Source organism: Microbacterium caowuchunii (genome assembly GCF_008727755.1).
GTDB classification, from domain to species: domain Bacteria; phylum Actinomycetota; class Actinomycetes; order Actinomycetales; family Microbacteriaceae; genus Microbacterium; species Microbacterium caowuchunii.
This window is the reverse complement of record NZ_CP044231.1, coordinates 508,039-526,288: the sequence shown is the minus strand read 5'-3', so window position 1 is coordinate 526,288 and position 18,250 is coordinate 508,039. Positions and strand designations below refer to the sequence as shown.

The 18,250-nt window shown below is 69.7% G+C and carries 18 protein-coding genes and 1 tRNA gene; 5 read left to right on the top strand and 14 right to left on the bottom strand.

The window, feature by feature from the left end; translation table 11 throughout:
* Positions 1-66 precede the first annotated feature (66 nt).
* Positions 67-747, top strand: a complete 681-nt coding sequence (locus tag F6J84_RS02415) for a GntR family transcriptional regulator (RefSeq protein ID WP_191905732.1) — start codon at positions 67-69, stop codon at positions 745-747.
* Between the two features lie 286 nt (positions 748-1,033).
* On the opposite strand, the gene F6J84_RS02410 is transcribed toward F6J84_RS02415, so the two are convergent.
* From F6J84_RS02410 to F6J84_RS02380, 7 genes are all read right to left on the bottom strand, one after another.
* Positions 1,034-1,106: transfer RNA gene (locus F6J84_RS02410), tRNA-Arg, on the bottom strand.
* 99 nt (positions 1,107-1,205) lie between these two features.
* On the bottom strand, positions 1,206-1,865 hold the full coding sequence (locus tag F6J84_RS02405; protein ID WP_238702567.1) for an asparagine synthase: 660 nt from the start codon (positions 1,863-1,865) through the stop codon (positions 1,206-1,208).
* A gap of 50 nt (positions 1,866-1,915) precedes the next feature.
* Positions 1,916-2,296 (bottom strand): DUF5684 domain-containing protein, encoded by a 381-nt coding sequence (locus tag F6J84_RS02400; RefSeq protein WP_150971056.1) that lies wholly within the window; start codon positions 2,294-2,296, stop codon positions 1,916-1,918.
* Positions 2,297-2,372: 76 nt separating this feature from the next.
* Positions 2,373-3,317 (bottom strand): aldose 1-epimerase family protein, encoded by a 945-nt coding sequence (locus F6J84_RS02395; RefSeq protein ID WP_150971054.1) that lies wholly within the window; start codon positions 3,315-3,317, stop codon positions 2,373-2,375.
* Positions 3,317-4,828: an L-arabinose isomerase gene (gene araA, locus F6J84_RS02390; RefSeq protein ID WP_150971052.1), complete on the bottom strand. Its 1,512-nt coding sequence runs from the start codon at positions 4,826-4,828 to the stop codon at positions 3,317-3,319. Before araA ends, F6J84_RS02395 begins: the two co-directional genes overlap by 1 nt.
* Positions 4,829-4,886: 58 nt before the next feature.
* A complete protein-coding gene (locus F6J84_RS02385; protein ID WP_150971050.1) occupies positions 4,887-6,509 on the bottom strand; it encodes a xylulokinase in 1,623 nt (540 codons plus the stop codon).
* Positions 6,506-7,246, bottom strand: coding sequence for an L-ribulose-5-phosphate 4-epimerase (locus F6J84_RS02380; protein WP_150974645.1), 741 nt, complete (start codon positions 7,244-7,246; stop codon positions 6,506-6,508). The genes F6J84_RS02385 and F6J84_RS02380 overlap by 4 nt, the downstream gene beginning before the upstream one ends.
* 183 nt (positions 7,247-7,429) lie before the next feature.
* On the opposite strand from F6J84_RS02380, the gene F6J84_RS02375 reads away from it, so the two are divergent.
* Positions 7,430-7,987: a DnaJ family domain-containing protein gene (locus F6J84_RS02375; RefSeq protein WP_150971048.1), complete on the top strand. Its 558-nt coding sequence runs from the start codon at positions 7,430-7,432 to the stop codon at positions 7,985-7,987.
* Between the two features lie 33 nt (positions 7,988-8,020).
* Here the strand turns inward: F6J84_RS02375 and F6J84_RS15410 are convergent, their stop codons facing one another.
* Positions 8,021-8,158, bottom strand: a complete 138-nt coding sequence (locus F6J84_RS15410; protein ID WP_191621823.1) for a hypothetical protein — start codon at positions 8,156-8,158, stop codon at positions 8,021-8,023.
* Positions 8,159-8,431: 273 nt separating this feature from the next.
* On the bottom strand, positions 8,432-9,262 hold the full coding sequence (locus F6J84_RS02370) for a universal stress protein (RefSeq protein WP_150971045.1): 831 nt from the start codon (positions 9,260-9,262) through the stop codon (positions 8,432-8,434).
* 54 nt (positions 9,263-9,316) lie between these two features.
* Here F6J84_RS02370 and F6J84_RS02365 point away from each other — a divergent pair, with 54 nt between their 5' ends.
* Together F6J84_RS02365 and F6J84_RS02360 are read left to right on the top strand one after the other, a co-directional pair.
* Complete coding sequence (locus tag F6J84_RS02365; protein WP_150971043.1) at positions 9,317-10,348, top strand: glycoside hydrolase family 6 protein; 1,032 nt, start codon at positions 9,317-9,319, stop codon at positions 10,346-10,348.
* A 117-nt stretch (positions 10,349-10,465) separates the two neighbouring features.
* The gene (locus F6J84_RS02360; RefSeq protein ID WP_150971041.1) at positions 10,466-11,437 is read left to right on the top strand and encodes a response regulator transcription factor; all 972 of its coding nucleotides are present in this window, start codon (positions 10,466-10,468) and stop codon (positions 11,435-11,437) included.
* Between the two features lie 59 nt (positions 11,438-11,496).
* On the opposite strand, the gene F6J84_RS02355 is transcribed toward F6J84_RS02360, so the two are convergent.
* The 3 genes from F6J84_RS02355 to F6J84_RS02345 all read right to left on the bottom strand — a co-directional run bounded on the left by F6J84_RS02355 (position 11,497) and on the right by F6J84_RS02345 (position 14,702).
* Entirely contained in the window at positions 11,497-12,987 is a 1,491-nt protein-coding gene (locus F6J84_RS02355; protein WP_420846168.1) for a glycosyltransferase family 2 protein, read from the bottom strand.
* A gap of 219 nt (positions 12,988-13,206) precedes the next feature.
* Positions 13,207-13,932 (bottom strand): fructose 1,6-bisphosphatase, encoded by a 726-nt coding sequence (locus F6J84_RS02350; protein WP_238702566.1) that lies wholly within the window; start codon positions 13,930-13,932, stop codon positions 13,207-13,209.
* A 155-nt stretch (positions 13,933-14,087) separates the two neighbouring features.
* The gene (locus tag F6J84_RS02345) at positions 14,088-14,702 is read right to left on the bottom strand and encodes a hypothetical protein (RefSeq protein ID WP_150971040.1); all 615 of its coding nucleotides are present in this window, start codon (positions 14,700-14,702) and stop codon (positions 14,088-14,090) included.
* An 81-nt stretch (positions 14,703-14,783) separates the two neighbouring features.
* Between F6J84_RS02345 and F6J84_RS02340 the strand changes: the two genes are divergently transcribed.
* Positions 14,784-16,568, top strand: coding sequence for a DUF4012 domain-containing protein (locus F6J84_RS02340; protein WP_150971038.1), 1,785 nt, complete (start codon positions 14,784-14,786; stop codon positions 16,566-16,568).
* A gap of 3 nt (positions 16,569-16,571) precedes the next feature.
* On the opposite strand, the gene F6J84_RS02335 is transcribed toward F6J84_RS02340, so the two are convergent.
* Both F6J84_RS02335 and truA read right to left on the bottom strand, forming a co-directional pair.
* Positions 16,572-17,306, bottom strand: coding sequence for an endonuclease/exonuclease/phosphatase family protein (locus F6J84_RS02335; RefSeq protein WP_150971036.1), 735 nt, complete (start codon positions 17,304-17,306; stop codon positions 16,572-16,574).
* A gap of 52 nt (positions 17,307-17,358) precedes the next feature.
* On the bottom strand, positions 17,359-18,198 hold the full coding sequence (gene truA, locus F6J84_RS02330) for a tRNA pseudouridine(38-40) synthase TruA (RefSeq protein WP_150971034.1): 840 nt from the start codon (positions 18,196-18,198) through the stop codon (positions 17,359-17,361).
* Between the last annotated feature and the right edge of the window lie 52 nt (positions 18,199-18,250).

Here is an 18,250-nt window from a genome sequence, read left to right as displayed (position 1 = left end):
CGATCCGGGGATGAAGGCAATCTTGGCACTATGCACGACTATGGATCGCAGAGTATATTCTTAAGAATGCGTACCTCTCCGCGTCACAACGGCGAACGCGTCCGAGACCAGATCCGGATCGGCCTGCTGAACGGTCAGTGGGAACCCGGCACCAAGATCCAGCCCGCAGCGCTCGCTGCCGACTACGGCACCAGCACGACAGTGGTGCGCGAGGCTCTCACCCGTCTGACCGGTGAGGGCCTGCTCTTCGTCGAACCGAACCGTGGTTTCTTCGTGCAGGACCTCACCCGGACCCAGTTGCGCGACCTCACCGAACTGCGCTGCCGCGTCGAAGAGCTCGCCGTCAGCCTCGCCATCGAGCGCGGCGATCTCACCTGGGAGTCGGAGTTGATCGCCAGCCACCACACCTTGGCGCACACAGAACGACGCGACCCCGCCGATCCCCAGCATGTATCCCCCGCCTGGGCGGAGGCGCATCGGCACTTCCACGCGGTCCTCCTCGAGCCGTGCGGACTCCCCCTGATGCTCAATCTCTCGGGCCAGCTGGCGGACGCCACCGAGCTCTACCGACAGTGGGCCGCACCCACCTCGGCTGCGTCGAACCGAAACGTCGAGAAGGAGCACCAGGACATTCTGGATGCGGCGGTGGCCCGGGACGCGGAGCGCGCCGCCGCGTTGCTGCGCCTCCATTACGAGAAGACGCTCGAGGTCATCACCAGCTCGGGCGTCCCCAAAAGCGACGCCTAGCCTGCGCGGAGCCGACAACGCCCCTCCGGGACGGAGGGGCGTTCGCCTTTCGCTGACGCCTCTCCGGAACGTGCCCCGGACACCCCCGGCCTGCGGGCCGAAAACGCAACATCAACGCTGCCAGTTCGCCCCTGCAGATGAACGTGACCCGCCACCTGACCCGCAATCTCCGAACCAACGCCTGGTTGATCGTCCGCTACGGCAACCCACGCAGGGCACAATCCGGAAAAGGAGAAAGCCCCGGTCGCGGGACCGGGGCTTTCTCTACTACTGTCTCAACACAGTGTGCGCCCGAAGGGACTCGAACCCCTAACCTTCTGATCCGTAGTCAGATGCTCTATCCATTGAGCTACGGGCGCTCGTGCCGCGTCCGAACCGGCGCGCGGGCACTAGAAAAGCGTACCCCACACCCGGCGTCGGTGCGAAATCGAGCCAGCCCGCGGCGCGCCTTCGGGCGGTCACGCGCCGTCGACGGCGTCGTCCTGCGTGGGCTCCATGCTCTCGCGTTCCCCGGACCGCCGCCGGTGCGCGGCGAGCCTCGGCAGGTCCACCAGGCGCAGGCTCTGCATCCGGGCCTGTCGCATCTTCTCGTAGTCCGGTTCGAGGTCGGGTCGGGCCGCCTCGATCCGCAGGTTGCTGTCGATGTTGCGGGCCACCTCGGCCCACGCGGCTTCCCTGGCCGCTTCGACCAGCGTGCGCAGCTCCGCGTCGTCCTCGGCGCGCTGGCGCAGTTCCTTCGCGATCCGCTCGGACTGCTTGCGCCGGCGGCGCAGGTTCCGCACGTCACGGCTGCGGTAGTCGTGCGTCCCGCCGGAATCGCTGAACCGTCGCCGGGCGAGCTTCCGCTCCCGCTCCGCACGCTGCGCGTCCGCCTCCGCCTCATCGGCGAGCGCGAGCAGGGTCGCACGCGCGTCGGGCACGAACCGATCGGCGTCGAACCCCTCCCCCGCCGAGAGGATGTCGACGAGGATGTGGTTCTTCAGCGTCAACCGCGTGGCGGCCGCCGCGATGTACACGCCCTCCGCGACGACATCCGCGAGCTTGGGCCGGAGCAGTCGCTTCGCGGACATGGCGCCGTCCGGGCTCGGCCCGGCGGTTCCGTCCTGTTCAGATGCCACGACACCCCCTCCCTCGACTCTACCCGGGGAGGGGGCGTGTCATGCGTGGGTCAGACCGGCTTGGAATAGGTGGCGCGGCCATAGCCGATGATGAAATAGCCGATCACCGGGATCAGCCACAGCAGGAAGAAGCTGAACGCCCCGCCCTTGCCGAACCCGCGCCCCACGCGCACGGCGACGACGATCGAGAAGATCCACCCGACGATCGGGATGATGTACAGCAGGGTCATCCACGCGGAGTAGCCGGCGATCTTCACCAGGATGAAGACGTTGACGATCGGGATGATCGCGAGGATGCCGGGCCATCCGGCCTTGCTGAACACGCGCCACAGTGCGATCGCGATCAGGACGTAGACGATGATGCCGAAGATCGTCCCGGTGGTGCTCAGGCCGGACAGATCGGCTTGATCCGTGATGGAGGTGAAGGTCATGGTCGTCATCGTAGGGCGGCCGACACCCCCGTCCCGGCCATATGACGCCGGTCACACGGCGGGGGTCGGGCACCCCTCAGAGCGCGGCGATCCGCCAGCTCGCCTCGACGGTGGCACCGGGTTCCACCGTGAGCAGTCCGGTGTCGAACGGATAGCGCGCCGCGTTGAAGGCGTCCGGCGCGCACGTCATGGGTTCGACCGCGAGCCCGGCACGGGTACCGGGGCGCCCGTCGGGCAGGTCGGCGGTGTGCACCTGCACCCAGCCGCACGCTACGTCCCAGCACATCTCCACACCGGAGCCGGATGCATCCGTCAGGCGCACGGACGCATGGCCGTCCTCGCCGCGGGCGAGGTCGGTGAACGCGTGGTCCAGTTCCACCGCACCGATGCGTCGCGCGGCACGGAAGTCGAAGCGCGCCGCGTCGTCCGCATCCACCGCCCGCAACGCGGTCGGAGCGAGCCGGTCCTCTGTCACGTGCAGCACCTGGGATGCGGGAAGCTCCAGCGTCCACTCGTCCAGGGCGCTCTCCCCCGCCACGAGGTAGGGATGCGGGCCGGTACCGAATGGTGCGGCGGTGTCCGCCTCATTCGTCGCCCGCACGGTCTGGGTGAGCCCCTGCGCGTCCAGCTCGTACCGCGTCTCGATCCGCACCCGCCATGGATAGCCGGTCTGCGCCTGGATGTCGGCGCGGACCGTGACGTGGTCGGGCCCCTTGTCGATCGCCTCGTAGTCGAGCCAGGCGGCGAGCCCGTGCAGCGCGTGCCCGCGCTCGGGTTCGGTCAACGCCAGACGCTGCTCCACCCCATCGAACACGTATCGCCCATCGACCACCCGGTTCGGCCACGGCGCGAGGGTCACACCGCGGAAGGCGGGGCGCACCTCGTCCGGGGCGAAGGGGACGACGAGGTCCCGGCCGTCGAAGGTCAGGGATCGCAACGACGCCCCGACGCTCGCGATACAGGCCTCGTACCTGCCGGCACGCAGCAGGTGCTGCGTGCCGGACAGCGCGACACCGGCCATCAGAGGCCCTGCGCCAGCCGGTAGTACGCCTGGTTCCAGCGCAGTTCGCGCTGGAAGTCGCGGACGTTCGTGGACTCGTCGATCACGAGCAGCTCCGTTCCCGCGATCTCGGCGAAGTCGCGGAAGACCTCGATGCCGACGGATGTCGTCATGACCGTGTGGTGGGCGGCACCGGCGGCGAGCCAGCAGGCCGCCGACGTGGCGAAGTCCGGCGCCGGCTTCCATACCGCCCGGCCGACGGGCAGGTTGGGCAGATCGGGCGCGTCCACGTTCTCGACGACGTTCGCGACCAGCCGGAACCGATCGCGCATATCGCTCATGGCCACCACGACCGCGGGGCCGGGGTCGGCGGTGAAGACCAGGCGCACCGGGTCGGCCTTGCCTCCGATACCGAGCGGATGGATCTCCAGGCGCGGCTTCGTGGTCGTGAGGGACGGCGCGACCTCGAGCATGTGCGCGCCGAGGATCTTCTCGTCGCCCGCGACGAGGTCGTAGGTGTAGTCCTCCATCAGGCTCGCGCCACCGGGAAGCCCAGCACCCATCACGTTCGCGACCCGGACGAGGATCGCCGTCTTCCAGTCGCCCTCTGCGCCGAAGCCGTAGCCCTCCGCCATGAGCCGCTGCACGGCCAGGCCGGGCAGCTGTGTCAGCGATCCGAGGTCCTCGAAGCTCGTGGTGAACGCGCCGAAGCCGCCCTCCTCGAGGAAGGAGCGCAGGCCCAGCTCGATGGCCGCGCCGTCGCGCAGCGAGCCGTGCCGCTCGGCGCCTCGGCGAAGCTCCGGCGCCACGTCGTAGAGCTCTTCGTACTCCGCCACGAGCGCATCGATGTCGGACGCGGATGCGGCCGCTACGGCCTCCGCCAGCTCGTTCACACCCCAGGTGTTCACCTGCACGCCGAAGCGGAGCTCCGCCTCGGTCTTGTCGCCCTCGGTCACCGCGACGTACCGCATGTTGTCACCGAAACGCGCGAGCTTGAGCGTGCGGGCGGCCGCCCAGCCCGCCGCGGCCCGCTGCCAGTCCTCGATCTGGGCGCGGACGGCGGGGTTCGAGACGTGCCCGACGACCGTCTTGCGCGCCACGCCCAGGCGCGTCTGGATGTACCCGAACTCACGGTCGCCGTGCGCGGCCTGGTTGAGGTTCATGAAGTCGAAGTCGATGTCCCCCCAGGGCAGCTCGACGTTGGCCTGGGTGTGCAGGTGCAGCAGGGGCTTGCGCAGGGCGTCGAGCCCGGCGATCCACATCTTGGCCGGGCTGAAGGTGTGCATCCAGGCGATGATCCCGATGACGTCGTCGCGGGCGTTCGCCTCCAGGGCGAGTCGCCGGATGGCGTCGGAGTCCTTCAGCACGGGCTTCCAGACGACCTCGACGGGCAGCCCGTCGAGGCCGGCGACGACGGCCTGGGACTGCTCGGCGACCTGGCGGAGCGTCTCCTCCCCGTACAGGTTCTGACTTCCCGTGACGAACCACACCTCGTAGCGATCGAGGGATGTGGACAGTGGCGTACTGCTCATGGGCGTTCCTTCTTTCCTCGCGCGTGCGCGCACGCGCGCGACAGCATGGTCGTGGTGATCACAGGGCGGTGACGGCGGCGGCTTCCACCGCGAGACCGGCCCGGTAACGGTCGAGATAGGCGGCGAAACCGGCGACGTCGTCCGGATCGGGCGCGATGGTCGGGATGTCCTGACCGGCGAACACACGCTCGGTCAGGTAGTCGTCGAGTTCCGTGGTGGGCGCGGCCGAGAGGTAGGAGGCGAGAACCGCGATTCCCCATGCCCCGCCTTCCGAGGCAGTCGCCGCGACGGCGACCGGCGCGTCCAGGGCACCGGCGAGGAACCGCTGCGCGACACCCGCGGTACGGAACATGCCCCCGTGCGCATACATCCGATCGATCTCCACGCCCTCGTCCACGAGCGCACCCATGCCCAGCGCGAGCGTACCGAAGACACCGTAGAGCTGCGCGCGCATGACGTTGCCCAGGGTGAACCGGCTGTCTGGGGTGCGGACGAACAGGGGTCGTCCCTCGCTCAACCCGGCGATGGGCTCGCCGGAGAGGTGGTTGTAGGCCAGGAGCCCACCCGCATCGGACTCACCGGCGAGCGCCTCCCGGAAGAGGGTCGCGAACACCACGTCCGCCGCGAGCGGCGTTCCGGCCGCCTCGGCGAACCGGACGAACATCTCCACCCATGCCGCGAGCTCACTCGCGCCGTTGTTGCAGTGCACCATCGCGACCGGGTCCCCTGCCGGGGTGGTCACGAGGTCCAGTTCGTCGTGCACGCGTTCCAGCGGCCGCTCCAGCACGACCATCGCGAAGATGCTCGTGCCCGCGCTGACGTTGCCGGTGCGCGGCGCCACGGCGCAGGTCGCCACCATCCCGGTCCCGGCGTCGCCCTCGGGCGGGCAGAACGGGATGCCGGGGCGGAGGCCGCCGGTCGGGTCGAGCAGCGACGCGCCCGCCGCGGACAGTTCTCCGGCCGGCGCTCCCGCGATCAGGATCTCGGGAAGCAGCTCGGCCAGGCGCATGCCGGGCGCGCGATCGGCCACCAGGGCGTCGAACCTCGCGACTGCCTCCGTGTCGTAGTCCTTCGTCTCGGCGTCGACCGGGAACATCCCGACCGCGTCCCCGATCCCGAGCACCCGACGCCCGGTGAGCTGCCAGTGCACGTAGCCGGCGAGCGTCGTGAGGAAGCGGACGTCGGGCACATGCGCCTCGTCGTCGAGGACGGCCTGGTACAGGTGGGCGATCGACCAGCGGAGCGGGATGTTCGTGCCGAACAACTCCGTGAGCTCCCTGGCTGCCGGGCCCGTGCTGGTGTTCCGCCAGGTGCGGAACGGGACGAGCAGCTCGCCGTCCGCATCGAACGGCAGGTATCCGTGCATCATCGCGGACACGCCCATGGCGCCGAAGACGACGGGTTCGACGTCCCACCGTTCGCGCACGTCCCGGACGAGGTCCGCGTAGGCAGCCCGCAGACCCGACCAGACGTCCTCCAGGGCATAGGTCCAGACACGGTCGACGAACAGGTTCTCCCAGTCGTGCGCACCCACGGCCAGGACCGTCGCGGGGTCGTCGTCGGCGATGAGACAGGCCTTGATCCGGGTCGAGCCGAGCTCGATCCCGAGCGAGGTGCGCCCCTCGCGGATGGCTGCACGAACCGCCTCGTCCGGCATATCCGCCTGCGCGTCTGCGATCATCGCCGCTCATCCCCGCTCTGTCCGTAGACGTTCTGGTACCGGTCGTAGAGCCGGTCGATGGCCTCCTGCGGAAGCGGGATGAGAGGTCCTGCCTCACGGGCGATGTGCACCGTGCGGGCGACGTCCTCCACCATGACAGCGGCCTTCACCGCGTCCGTGGCCGACACCCCGATCGTGAAGGGTCCGTGGTTCTGCATGAGCACGGCCCGGGATCGGTGCCCCCTGAGCGTCTCCACGATGCCCCGCCCGATCGAGTCGTCGCCGATGGTCGCGAAGGGACCGACCGGAACGGGACCGCCGAACTCGTCGGCCATCGCCGTGATCACGCAGGGGATCTCCTCGCCGCGCGCAGCCCAGGCCACCGCATATGTGGAGTGGGTGTGCACGACTCCGCCGACCTCGGGCATGTGCCGGTACACGTACGCATGCGCGGCGGTGTCACTCGAAGGGCTGCGCTCGCTGCCGGGCGTGCCCGGGACGACGATGCCGTCGAGGTCGCAGAGGATCATGTCCTGCGCACGCAGGTCCGCGTAGGAGACACCGGACGGTTTGATGACGAACAGATCCGCTCCGGGGACGCGCCCGGACACGTTCCCGCCGGTCCAGACGACGAGACCATACCGCACCAGCTCCGCGTGCAGGCGCGCGACCTCCGCGCGCACCTCGCCGATCGCGGCATCGATCTCCGCGCCGAAGGAGGACCCCTCCGGATGCGGCGCGGCAGGGTCGGGAGTCATCACGCGGTCCTCCATCGGGTCTCGTGGTCGGGGCGCGGAGCTCCCGGTGGTCGTCGCAATGTTACCGGTCACATTCATGTCCTGCAATGAATCCCGTACCGCTGGATGCGCAGGCGGGGCTCCCGTGGTCGGCGGGTGGCGTGATGGACTTGCACCGTGGCGCACGCGTGAAGGAGGCATGCGATGGACGACGATCCCCGCCTGGCCGCGGCTCACTACCGGGTGGCACGGGATGATCCCTCGGCAGCGGAGTCCGAGGCCGGCACGCAGGAGGAGCAGGAACGCACGCCGACGGCTGCCGACCGGGCCGCGTACGTCGAGACCGCCATCCAGCAGGCCATCCGACGCGGGGAGTTCGACGACCTGCCGGGAGCCGGGAAGCCCCTCGAAGGCCTCGGCGACCGCCATGATCCGGACTGGTGGATCAAGCGCAAGATCGAGCGGGAACAGTTGCGCGGACTGGGTCCGCCGGCGTTGACTCTGCGGGTCGAGGACCGGGAGCTCGAGCAGCGCCTGGACGCCCTCTCCCGGGAAACCGACGTGCGGGAGGCGCTCGAGGACTTCAACCGTCGCGTGCGCCTCGCCCGAATGCAGCTGCTCGGCGGGCCGCCCGTGGTCACCCCGCTTCGGGACGTGGATTCGGAGATCGAAGCATGGCGGCGTCGGCGGGACGAGCGCTCGCGACGCGACGAGGCGGAGGCTCCTCCACGGCGGCGTGGATGGCGCCAGCGGAAGGGATGACGGCCTCGTGGGCGCCAGCCCCGGAACCTCGGCTCAGAGGATCGCGTTCAGGTAGCTGATGATCGACGCGTATACGAGCGCGCCCACGCCGCCGGCCAGAAGGATCACCCCGAAATAGACCAGCCATCTCGTGGACTTCTCTTCCGGGTTGCGTTGCCCCTGACGCGCCATACGCAGCATCGTAGTGATAGTTGCCGGTCGTCATGCGCACACCGCGCGCACTGTGCCTCAGGGTCGTCGCGCTGTCAAGCCCCCGAGGAGACGATCGCGTTGGCCGATACTTGATTCAGCAGAACCGCGCATCCGCGGGTGTTCGGGTCACCCCGGTGAGCGAAGGCACGGCGAGGCGGAAGCCCCGTGTGCGAAGAGCCCCCTTCCGGTCCCCCCGCCGGTACGGGGGCTCTTCCTCGTCCGGCACGCTGTGCGCCGACGGCGCACAGCGTGTCACCGCACGATCGCCGTGGCGCTGACGAGGTGACCGACGACCTCTTCGCTCACCGAGCCGAGCAGGAAACGGGCGAACGCGCCGCGCCCGTGCGATCCCACGACCGTGAGTCGCGCCGATCGCGCCTGCTCGCCGATGACGAAGGCGGGCTCCCCCTCCGAGACGACCACGCGGACCTCCAGCTGCGGGTGGTCCGCCCGCACCCGCTCGGCGACCCGATCGACGCCCGCGCGGGCGATGCTCTCCAGGTCGGCGAGATAGAGGTCGGGATACATGCCGAAGTCGCCCGGCACCGCCACCGGCATCCACGCCGATACGAGCGTGAGCGGCTCGCCGGCGCGGTCGGCCTCTGCCGCGGCGAAGTCGATCGCGGCATCCGAGACGTCGGAGCCGTCCACACCGACGACGATCCCGGCGCGGGCTACACCGTCGTCCTCCGGCACCACCACGACGGGGCAGTGCGCCCCGGCGGCGATCCGCCGCCCGTGCTGACCGCGGTGCCCCTGGCCCCGGGGTTCTCCCCCGATGACGAGCAGCTCCGCTTCGGCCGAGGCCTCCACCAGCCGCTCCACGGGATTCCCGGAGTCGACACGGACCTGGACGTCCACTCCTGCGGCGCTCAGCTCCGCGGCGTCGCGCTCGAGCCGCGCTCGGGCCGCTGCCACGACGCGCGCCACGACCTCATCCTCGCCGACGGCGCCGACGGCTCCGCCGACCACAGCCAGCAGCAACAGGCTCCGCCCGGTCTCGCGCGCCCGCCGCGCGGCCCACTCCCGCGCGCTGCGCGAGGAAGCCGCATCCGTCACTCCGACGATGATCGTTCCCGACATGGTCGTGTCCTTCCCGTCTCCGCTCACAGTAGCGCCCCACGATAGAGTCCTTCCGTGGCAACATCCCCCGCGCCGGCATCGGCTCCACGCCGGCGACGTCGCGGATTCCCGCGCTGGGCGCCGGCGGCACTTCTCGGATCGGCCGTCGTGATCGTGCTGGTGCTCATCGGATGGGTGGGATGGCTCGTGACGACAGGACTGCAGGCCCTCGGGGCCGAACCGCCGGGCGTCGGGACCACCATCGTCGCCCCGGAGGAGTCGAAGGCTGCCAAGGCAGCCGCATCCGGCACGCTCAGCACGATGGAGCAGGCGGCCGCCGAGTACCTCGCCGGCCGGCCCACCGCCTACTGGCTGACGCCGGAGGTCGATCCCGTCGGCGAAGTGGGTGCGCGGGTACTGGCGCTCGCCGCCGAAGCCCGCGAGCAGTCGGCTGCCCTCGCGCTCGTCGTGTACGGCCTGCCTGAACGGGACTGCGGCAACCACTCCGCCGGCGGGCTCGACGACGACGACTACGACGTCTGGACCGCGCAGATCGGTCAGGCACTGGACAGCATCAAAGACGTGCAGAAGATCGTGGTGCTCGAACCCGACAGCCTCGCCCTGGCACCCGAGTGCGGGAACGTCGCGGAGCGGACGGCCCAGTTGCACGACGCGGTCGATCGCCTCGCCGGCGTCGACACGTGGATCTACCTCGACGGCGGGCACTCGAGCTGGTTGAGTGCCGGCGAGATGGCCGATCTGATCCGCCGAGTGGATGCATCCGACGCGCGCGGCTTCGCCCTCAACGTCTCGAACTACAACCCCACGTCCGCCGAGTTCGCCTATGCGCACGAGATCGCGCAGATCCTCGGTGGCGGCCACGCACTCATCGACACCTCCCGCAACGGCGCAGGCGCCACGTCGGACTGGTGCAACCCTCCGGGGCGACTGGTGGGCGATGCCGGCGGGACGTACGGCGACGACGTGGTCGACACCAACCTCTGGATCAAACCGCCCGGCGAGAGTGACGGCGAATGCAACGGCGGCCCGCCCGCAGGCGCCTGGTGGCCGGCGGCATCGGTCGAGCTGACCCGGGACGTGCGCTGATCCCACGTCCGCGACACGGACGCGCCTCGGCGGGCGATGTATGAAAGAATCGGCAGCGCGCGACACTCCCACACCGGGATGTGTCGCGCTCGAGTCAGGGATGGGGACCTCGGGTACATGAGCGACGCTGCGGGTGGGCAGAAGACGGCCGTCATCGTCGAGGACGATCCGGATGTGCGCCACCTCCTGGCCGAGGTCCTCGAAGCGGCGGGATTCTCGACCGTCTCGGTGGGCAACGGCATCGACGGCGTGCGGGCGGTCCTCGCCTATCAGCCCCTGATCACCACGCTCGATGTGAACATGCCCGGCATCGACGGCTTCGAGGCGGCACGCCGCATTCGCGAGAAGTCGAACACGTTCATCATCATGCTGACCGGTCTCGCCGACGAGGCCGACGTCGTCCTGGGTCTCGGCGCCGGCGCGGACGAGTACATCGTGAAGCCCTTCCGGCCCCGCGAGTTCCGCGCCCGCGTGGAGGCACTGCTCCGCCGACCGCGTCCGGAGTCCGGCGTCCACGTGAACCCACGCCAGGAGAGCGTCGGACCCTCGTTCCCCGGGGCCCGACCGCAGACCCAGTCCATCCCGGTCCAGCAGGACCCCCGCGCCGCGGTGACCCCCGGGTACCCGGACATGCGCGATCACCCGGCTGTCGCCGCGAGGCCGGACCCCGCGGCCCGTCACATGGCGCCGGTCGTGGTCGCCCACACGGCGGGCAACGGGCTGGTCCCGGCCGCCCAGGCCCCCGGCGGCGGCTACTGGATGACCCACCGCGACCTCCAGCTGAACCCGGAGACGCGCACCGTCCTGACCGGCGGTCAGGACGTGGAGCTCACCCGCACGGAGTTCGATCTGCTCGCGACACTGCTGGAGTCCAAGCGCCGCGTCCGCAGCAAGGCCGATCTGACGCTGGTGCTGCGCGGCGAGTCCTACGTCACCTCGTATTACGTGGGCGAGGCGGACAAGCGCGCGGTCGAGGCGCACATGACGAACCTCCGCCGGAAGCTCGGCGACAACCCGACGAACCCGCGCTACATCGAGACAGTGCGCGGCGTCGGCTACCGGCTGACGACGGAGCTCGCCGCCCCCTGAGCGCCGTGAACGAGAAGGACCCCCGACACGATCGTCGGGGGTCCTTCTCGTTCACGGGATCAGACCTTGTAGCCCTGGTACCGGCGGAAGAGCTTCGTCGCCATGAACAGCGTCTGCAGCACGGTCACGACTCCCACGATGGGCCAGCCGATCCAGAGGATGGTGGACTGCACGACCGGACCGAGCATCGTCCAGATGACCGCCATGGCGATGAGCACCAGGATCAGGATGATGAACGGGGCCCAGTGCCCGATGGATCCGCCGCCGCGCTCGGCCCTCGCCTGCATCGCCCAGTTGTCGACCTTCTTCCGCGACAGGAAACGGGTCCACGACCGTACGAAGTGGCTGAGGCGGATCCACATGAAGATCTCGGCGGGGAAGACCAGCGCGGCGAAGAGCACGTCGCGCTGGGTGCAGTTCTCCATGGTGCGTGCGATGCGCACGTTCAGCAGGATCGCCACGACGGGCGGGATCAGCCAGAGCGGCGAGAACACGAACGCCCCCAGCGAGAGCGATCCCGCCAGCAGGATCAGGAAGGCCACCCGCACGAACAGGTTGGTCAGCATGCCGAAGTTCTCGAACCAGCGCAGCCGCAGGTTCGGGTGGAACGGCTGCCCCTTGGTGTCACCGCGCTGTCCGGGCCACATGAGCTCGATCGCCCCGTAGGTCCACTTCACCTGCTGGGCGTCGTACCCCTTGATGGTGGTCATCCCGCCGACGTTGGCGCGGGCGTAGGGGCTGATCTTGGTCAGGTAACCGGCACTCTTGATCTGCAGTGACAGCAGGGAGTCCTCGACCTCGCTGTCCTTCACCCACGGCGTGCTCTGGTGGTTCGCCTTCATCGCGTCCCGCAGCGCGTTGGTCGAGAAGATCGAGAACTGACCGCCCAGCACGGCCATGTTGCGGCCGCGCAGCAGGTTCTGCAGGTTGAAGGCGGCGAACTGGGTGCGTTGGCCGGCGATGAGCCACTTCGCCACGAGACCCTGGATGGGGCGATCGTCGATCGAGTAGATGGCGGAGATCCCGCCGATACGGGAGTCGCTGACCGCCTCGGTCTCGAGGTACTCGACCGCACGCGGGTCGGCGATGGTGTCTCCGTCGACGCCCAGCAGGTAGTCGCATCCCTCCACGAGGGAATAGCCGTAGTTGAGGGCGCCCACCTTCTTGTCCGGGTTCTTGCCGATGTCGTGCACGAACACCTCGGTGAACTGCTCGCCGAGGTCGGTCATGACCTCGTGCGGACCGGCGTACTCGGAGGCGATCTTCACCGTGTTGTCGGAGGTGTTGTTGACCACCACATGGATGACGTCCGGGACACGCGTCTGGCGCAGCAGCCCTTCGAGGACGTCCGCGATGGACTCCTCCTCGTTGTACGCCGGGATGATGCAGCCGATCGTGGAGCGGTGGACCGTCGCGCTCTCCAGCACCGACATGAAGTCCTGATCGAAGTGCGTCTCGGCTCCGGGCATCATGTCGTCGTAGCCGAAGTCGGCGGCGGCCTCGATCTCACGCGAAGAGCTCCGGGGGTACGCCATCCGAGAGTCGGTCATTTCGCCCATTTCCATCCGGGAGGGGTTCCGCCCCTCGTCCCGGCGCCGCAGTGGCGCCTGAATCCAGACTCGCGCAGCCACCGCAAGAGCTCCGCCGGTATCGGCGGCACGAAGCGCAAGGTTTGCGCAAGATTGCGCGAGGACGGCCGTTCCGGCGGCGACTCGGTGCCGGATGGGCGAATCAGTCCGGGAAAGGCGACTCAGTCCTGGAAAGGCGACTCAGTCCTGGAAGATCGCGATCGGGACGTACTGGTAGACCGTCTGCTGCTGGAAGGACGTGTCCGTGTTGGCCGTCCCCTCCACGGTGATGGTCATGGCGAACTCGAGCGTCATCCCGAAGGTGTCCGCAGGCAGCTGGCGGATCGTCTGCTCGGGCACGAGCAGACCCCCCTGGTAGGTGTTCAGCAGCAGGCCGCGCTCGGAGCGGAGCGTGTCCGTGGGCACGAGCGTGCGGGGGTCCGCGCTGAACTGGAAGGGCGACTGCACCTGACCGGAGGTCTGGGCGGTCTGCGACATGATCTGGATGGAGGAGATGTAGACGCGGCGCTTCTCCGCCAGCACCGCCTTGTCGTCCACGCGCCGGTCATAGACGTTCACCGCGAAACCGAACGTCTTGTCCCGCGCGGGCGTCCACTCCTGGGTCCGCTTGGAGTCCACGGCCCACAGCTCGAGCCGGAGCTCGAGGTCGTCGGCGATCTCCGAACTCATCATGACCGAGCCGTCGTAGGTGAACTGCGAGTTGAACGCCATGGTCTCGGTCGGCGTGGCCGACGGCCGCACGGTGGCGCCCGCGTTGGCCGGCACGGAGGCCGTGTCGCCCTGCATGTTGTTGAACGCGTCCACGAGCTGCGAGCAGCCGGACAGGGACAGAACCCCGACCAGGGCGAGCGTCGCCCCGATCGCAGTCCGGCGGGCACGTCGGACAGGCAGGCGGCGAAGGCTCACGGGGCCACTCCTCAGAGGGTCCGCAGACGTCGCGGACGTATGTGTTCGGGTGATGCCGGCCCTGCGGTTCGGGAGTTCCGGGGACGGCGCCGAAAGTCTACGGGACGAACCGTGGTCCCGGTGAGCACACTCCCCGCGGCCGCGCGCGGGCGCGGCTATTGCGCGTCGGGGGCCGCGGCGATCGCGATGGTGAGGGTGTCGCTGGCCGTCTGCTTCGCGTACTCCGCCGACGTGGGCGTCGTCTGCACGAGGTAGTCGTAGGTGAACTGGATCGTGACGAAGGTCGCTGCATCCGGGACGTCACCGACGTTGAACGTCTGCGAATAGCTGTACGGCGCGAGGACGAGATATCCGGGCGTGACCGAGGACTGGTCGATCTGCGGGGCGAGTGGCTCGAACGACGTGGCCGCATTGCCCGGGACGGCCACCATGGTGGCCTTCTGCAGGAACACCTTCTGACCGTCGTCCGGCGTCACGGTAGTCACCATCGAGAGGCTGACGGGCTTCAGCGCCGACGCCGTCCACTTGTCCATCGAGAGCGTCGACCAGTAGTTGATCGTGGCCGAGACGGCCCCGGCGACCAGTTCGCGCTCCGTGGATCCGCTGGACAGGTCGTTCGAGACGGGCGCGGGAATGGGCGCGGTCCGCGTCGCGGAGGGCACCGGGGTGCCCTGTGCGGCGTCGTTCCACGGGGCGGGGCCGCAGGCAGCGAGCCCCAGCGTGCCGGCGAGGAGCGCCGCGACCACCACGGGCATGCGCGTGCGCCTCATCCGATCCCCCTCCCGCGTGAGCGTCCTCGCCCAGTCTAGAGGCGCGGGGGACGGCGAAATCGCACCCCGTAAGGTGGTCGCGTGACCAATCCCCTGCTTCCACGACCGGCGCGCACCGCCGGTCGGATCCTGGTCTGGATGCTGCTCATTCTCCTCGTGCTGGTCGCTGCCGCCGTCGTCTGGCTGGGCGTGCGTGCCTCCCTCGCCGCCTCGCATCTGCGGGCCGCCGAGTCGACGGCCCGCAGCGTCGCCGCCGACATCGACGATCCGGCGACGGTGAGCGAACGCCTCCCGGCGATCGCGCGCGAGACGGCCGCTGCCCGCAGCCTCACCTCCGATCCCGTGTGGGCTGCCGCCGAGGGCCTGCCCTGGATCGGGGATCAGCTCTCCGCGGTCGGTGTGGTGACCGCGGCCCTCGACGAGGTTGCCGGGACCGCGCTCGTCCCCCTCATCGACGTCGCCTCGGACTTCTCCCTGGACGCCCTGCGACCGGTCGATGGCCGGTTCGACCTGACCGGGTTCACCGACCTCCAGCCCGCCGCGGAGGCCGGCGCAGCAGAGATCGGCCGGGCCGCCGACGCCGTCGACGGCATCGACCTGGGCGGCGTCCTGCCCCCGCTCGCCGAGAGCGTGGCCGACATCAGCGCGCTGCTGCACACGGTCCACGACGGCGCGGATGCGGTCGCCCGCGCGACGGCCCTCATGCCCCGCATGCTCGGCCAGGAGGGCCCCCGGAACTACCTCGTCGTGTTCCAGAACAACGCGGAGTGGCGCTCGCTGGGCGGGATCGTGGGCGCGATGGCCGTCATCCACACGGAGGATGGCGCGATCTCGCTCAGCGCTCAAGCCTCGGCGACGTTCGACTTCCCCCGGTACACGGAACCGGTACTGGACATCGGTCCGGATCTGGCCACGATCACCGCGGGCAAGCCTGGACAATGGTTCCAGAATGCCACGCAGGTACCCGAGTTCTCACAGGCCGCGGAGATCTCCTCGGAGATGTGGGCACGGGAGATGGGGATGCGGGTCGACGGGGTGCTTTCCCTCGACCCGGTGGCGCTGTCGTATCTGCTCGCGGCCACCGGCCCGGTGGCCCTGCCCAGCGGCGACATGCTCACCGCGGAGAACGCGATCCCGCTCCTCCTCAACGAGGTGTACCTGCGCTACGACGGTGGCGCGGAGCAGGATGCCTTCTTCGAGGCCGCCGCCGCCTCCGTATTCAGCGCACTTTCGGACGGGTCCGCCGACCCACGTGTTCTGATGTCGGGGCTCGCGCGTGCCGGGGCGGAGCACCGGCTGCTGATCTGGAACGCGGACGAGGCGGAGCAGGCGATCCTCGACGGGACGACCCTGCAGGGCGGGCTCCCCGTGACCGACGCCGAACAGACCTCCTTCGGCGTCTACCTCAACGACGGCACCGGCTCGAAGATGGACTACTACATGCACGTCGGGACCGACGTGCAGTGGTGCACGGGCACGACCGGCGCGCAGGAGGCCGCGTTGCTCGTGCGGCTGCGCGACGACGCTCCGGCCGATGCCGCCGCCCTCCCCTCGTACATCACCGGCGGCGGCGGCTTCGGCACGCCCGCCGGCGTCACCAACACGGTCGCCTACCTCTACCTGCCGCGCGGCTCCGAGCTCGTCTCGGCCACGGCGACGGGCGGCGGCCCGACACCCGGCTTCAGCACGGCGAGCGATCGGGACCACACCGTGCTGACCTGGGCGACGGACCTTCGTCCGGGTGAGGAGGCGACGGCCCTGATCCGGGTGCGCACACCCGTGACCGATTCGCTGCTCGTGCGGGCCACACCCGTCATCCCGGGGACCTCCGCCACGATCGACGGCGCCTGCGCGGGCCTCGCCTGAGCGTCAGGCCGTCGCGTCCTCGACGGTCTCCGCGATGTCCTCGATCGTCTCCAGCGCGACGCCCTGAGCGGGATCCAGCGAGGCCGTCACAAGGATCGGCAGATGATCACTGAGCCCCTGCGGGAGCGTGCGGATGTGCGCGATGTCGAAGCCGACGGACGTCGCGAAATCGTAGTGCCCGCGGAAGAACCGGTAACGCGTGTAGGTGCGCGCATCGCTCAGGGTGAGTTCGTATCCCTGATCGCGCACGCGCTCTCCGAGCTTCTCCTTGAAGACCGGGTAGTTGTAGTCCCCCACCATCAGCGACGGAACGCCGGGCCCCAGGTCCTGCAGCTCCGCCAGGGCGGTGCGGATCTGGTGCCGGCGCAGCGAGTTGAGCGCGGTCAGCGGGGCCGCGTGGAAGGAGGCGACGATGATCGGGCGTCCCGCATCGATGTCGTGCAACCGGACACCCAGCATCCGCTCCTCGGCGGGCTTCAGCACACGGTCGTGCAGCGATTTCTTCAGGGAGAGCGCGCGGACGTCCTCGAGGCGGAAACTGCTCTCTCGGTAGTAGACGGCCAGGCCCAGCCGGTTCCGGTGGGTGGCATCGGCGAGCCGGAGCCCGCCCGTACGCTCCGGGATGTCCGTGGTGTCGGCCTCCTGCAGGCACAGCACGTCGGCGCCGTGGCGCTCGGCGAGATCGGCGATCTCGCCGGCGGCGCGGTGCTTGCGGAGGTTGTAGGAGATGACCTTCATCAGGTCTCCACAATATGCCCGCAGAGTGAGCCTCCGCTGGTCGAGTCGTATGTCACTCCCGAGTGCGGCGCGCTCTGGTCTGCTCCGCCCGGGCGGCCAGCAGCTCATCCGTGGGGTATCCGACCTCGGAGAGCACGAGTCCGCGCGCGGCCAGGACCTTGAACGCGCTGGTGCGCACACCCTCGTCCCGGAGCGCCACCACGTCGGACGGGTCCAATCGCCCCTCCCCCACGGCGACACAGGCCCCGACCAGCGCGCGGACCATGCTGTGGCAGAAGGCGTCGGCGCGGACGTTCGCGACCACCGCGCCGTCGGCGGCGCGGTGCCAGTCGAACTCCAGAAGCGTCCGGATGGTGGTCGCCTCCTCCCGCGGCTTGCAGTACGCCGCGAAGTCATGGAGACCGATCAGGGAGCGGGCCGCGGCATCCATCGCGTCGACGTCCAGTCGTGCGCGGACGCTCGTCGTGCGTTCCCGCTGGAGCGGGTCGTACCCGCTGACCTCATCCGCGATCCGGTAGGTGTAGCGGCGCCATACCGCCGAGAATCGCGCGTCGAACCCTTCTGGGGCGAGACTCGTGCGCGTCACGGTGACGTCGGGGTAGGCGCCCAGCACGCCCCGGACGCGTCCGGCGAGGGCCGAGACCGGATCCGCGGGCGTGCGCCTGCCCTGCTCCAGGCGGGCGCGCTGCGCCTCATCGAGGTCCAGATGCGCGACCTGGCCGGTGGAATGCACCCCCGCGTCCGTCCGCCCGGCGACCACCAGGCTGGGGTTCCCGGCCAGGATGCGGGCCAGCGCCGTCTCGAGCGTGCCCTGTACCGTGCGCAGCCCGGGCTGGCGCGCCCATCCCCGGAAATGCGTCCCGTCGTAGGCGATGTCGAGGCGGATCCGCATCCCCCCAGCCTAGGCCGACGCCCAGGTCCGCCGAGGCCGGCTGCGTAGACTG

Coding starts and splice junctions, on each gene's coding strand:
- F6J84_RS02415 (WP_191905732.1), top strand. CDS start 67: ATGCGTACCTCTCCGCGTCACAACGGCGAACGCGTCCGAGACCAGATC.
- F6J84_RS02400 (WP_150971056.1), bottom strand. CDS start 2,296: ATGACCTTCACCTCCATCACGGATCAAGCCGATCTGTCCGGCCTGAGC.
- F6J84_RS02395 (WP_150971054.1), bottom strand. CDS start 3,317: ATGGCCGGTGTCGCGCTGTCCGGCACGCAGCACCTGCTGCGTGCCGGC.
- araA (WP_150971052.1), bottom strand. CDS start 4,828: ATGAGCAGTACGCCACTGTCCACATCCCTCGATCGCTACGAGGTGTGG.
- F6J84_RS02385 (WP_150971050.1), bottom strand. CDS start 6,509: ATGATCGCAGACGCGCAGGCGGATATGCCGGACGAGGCGGTTCGTGCA.
- F6J84_RS02380 (WP_150974645.1), bottom strand. CDS start 7,246: ATGACTCCCGACCCTGCCGCGCCGCATCCGGAGGGGTCCTCCTTCGGC.
- F6J84_RS02375 (WP_150971048.1), top strand. CDS start 7,430: ATGGACGACGATCCCCGCCTGGCCGCGGCTCACTACCGGGTGGCACGG.
- F6J84_RS15410 (WP_191621823.1), bottom strand. CDS start 8,158: ATGGCGCGTCAGGGGCAACGCAACCCGGAAGAGAAGTCCACGAGATGG.
- F6J84_RS02370 (WP_150971045.1), bottom strand. CDS start 9,262: ATGTCGGGAACGATCATCGTCGGAGTGACGGATGCGGCTTCCTCGCGC.
- F6J84_RS02360 (WP_150971041.1), top strand. CDS start 10,466: ATGAGCGACGCTGCGGGTGGGCAGAAGACGGCCGTCATCGTCGAGGAC.
- F6J84_RS02355 (WP_420846168.1), bottom strand. CDS start 12,987: ATGACCGACTCTCGGATGGCGTACCCCCGGAGCTCTTCGCGTGAGATC.
- F6J84_RS02345 (WP_150971040.1), bottom strand. CDS start 14,702: ATGAGGCGCACGCGCATGCCCGTGGTGGTCGCGGCGCTCCTCGCCGGC.
- F6J84_RS02335 (WP_150971036.1), bottom strand. CDS start 17,306: ATGAAGGTCATCTCCTACAACCTCCGCAAGCACCGCGCCGCCGGCGAG.
- truA (WP_150971034.1), bottom strand. CDS start 18,198: ATGCGGATCCGCCTCGACATCGCCTACGACGGGACGCATTTCCGGGGA.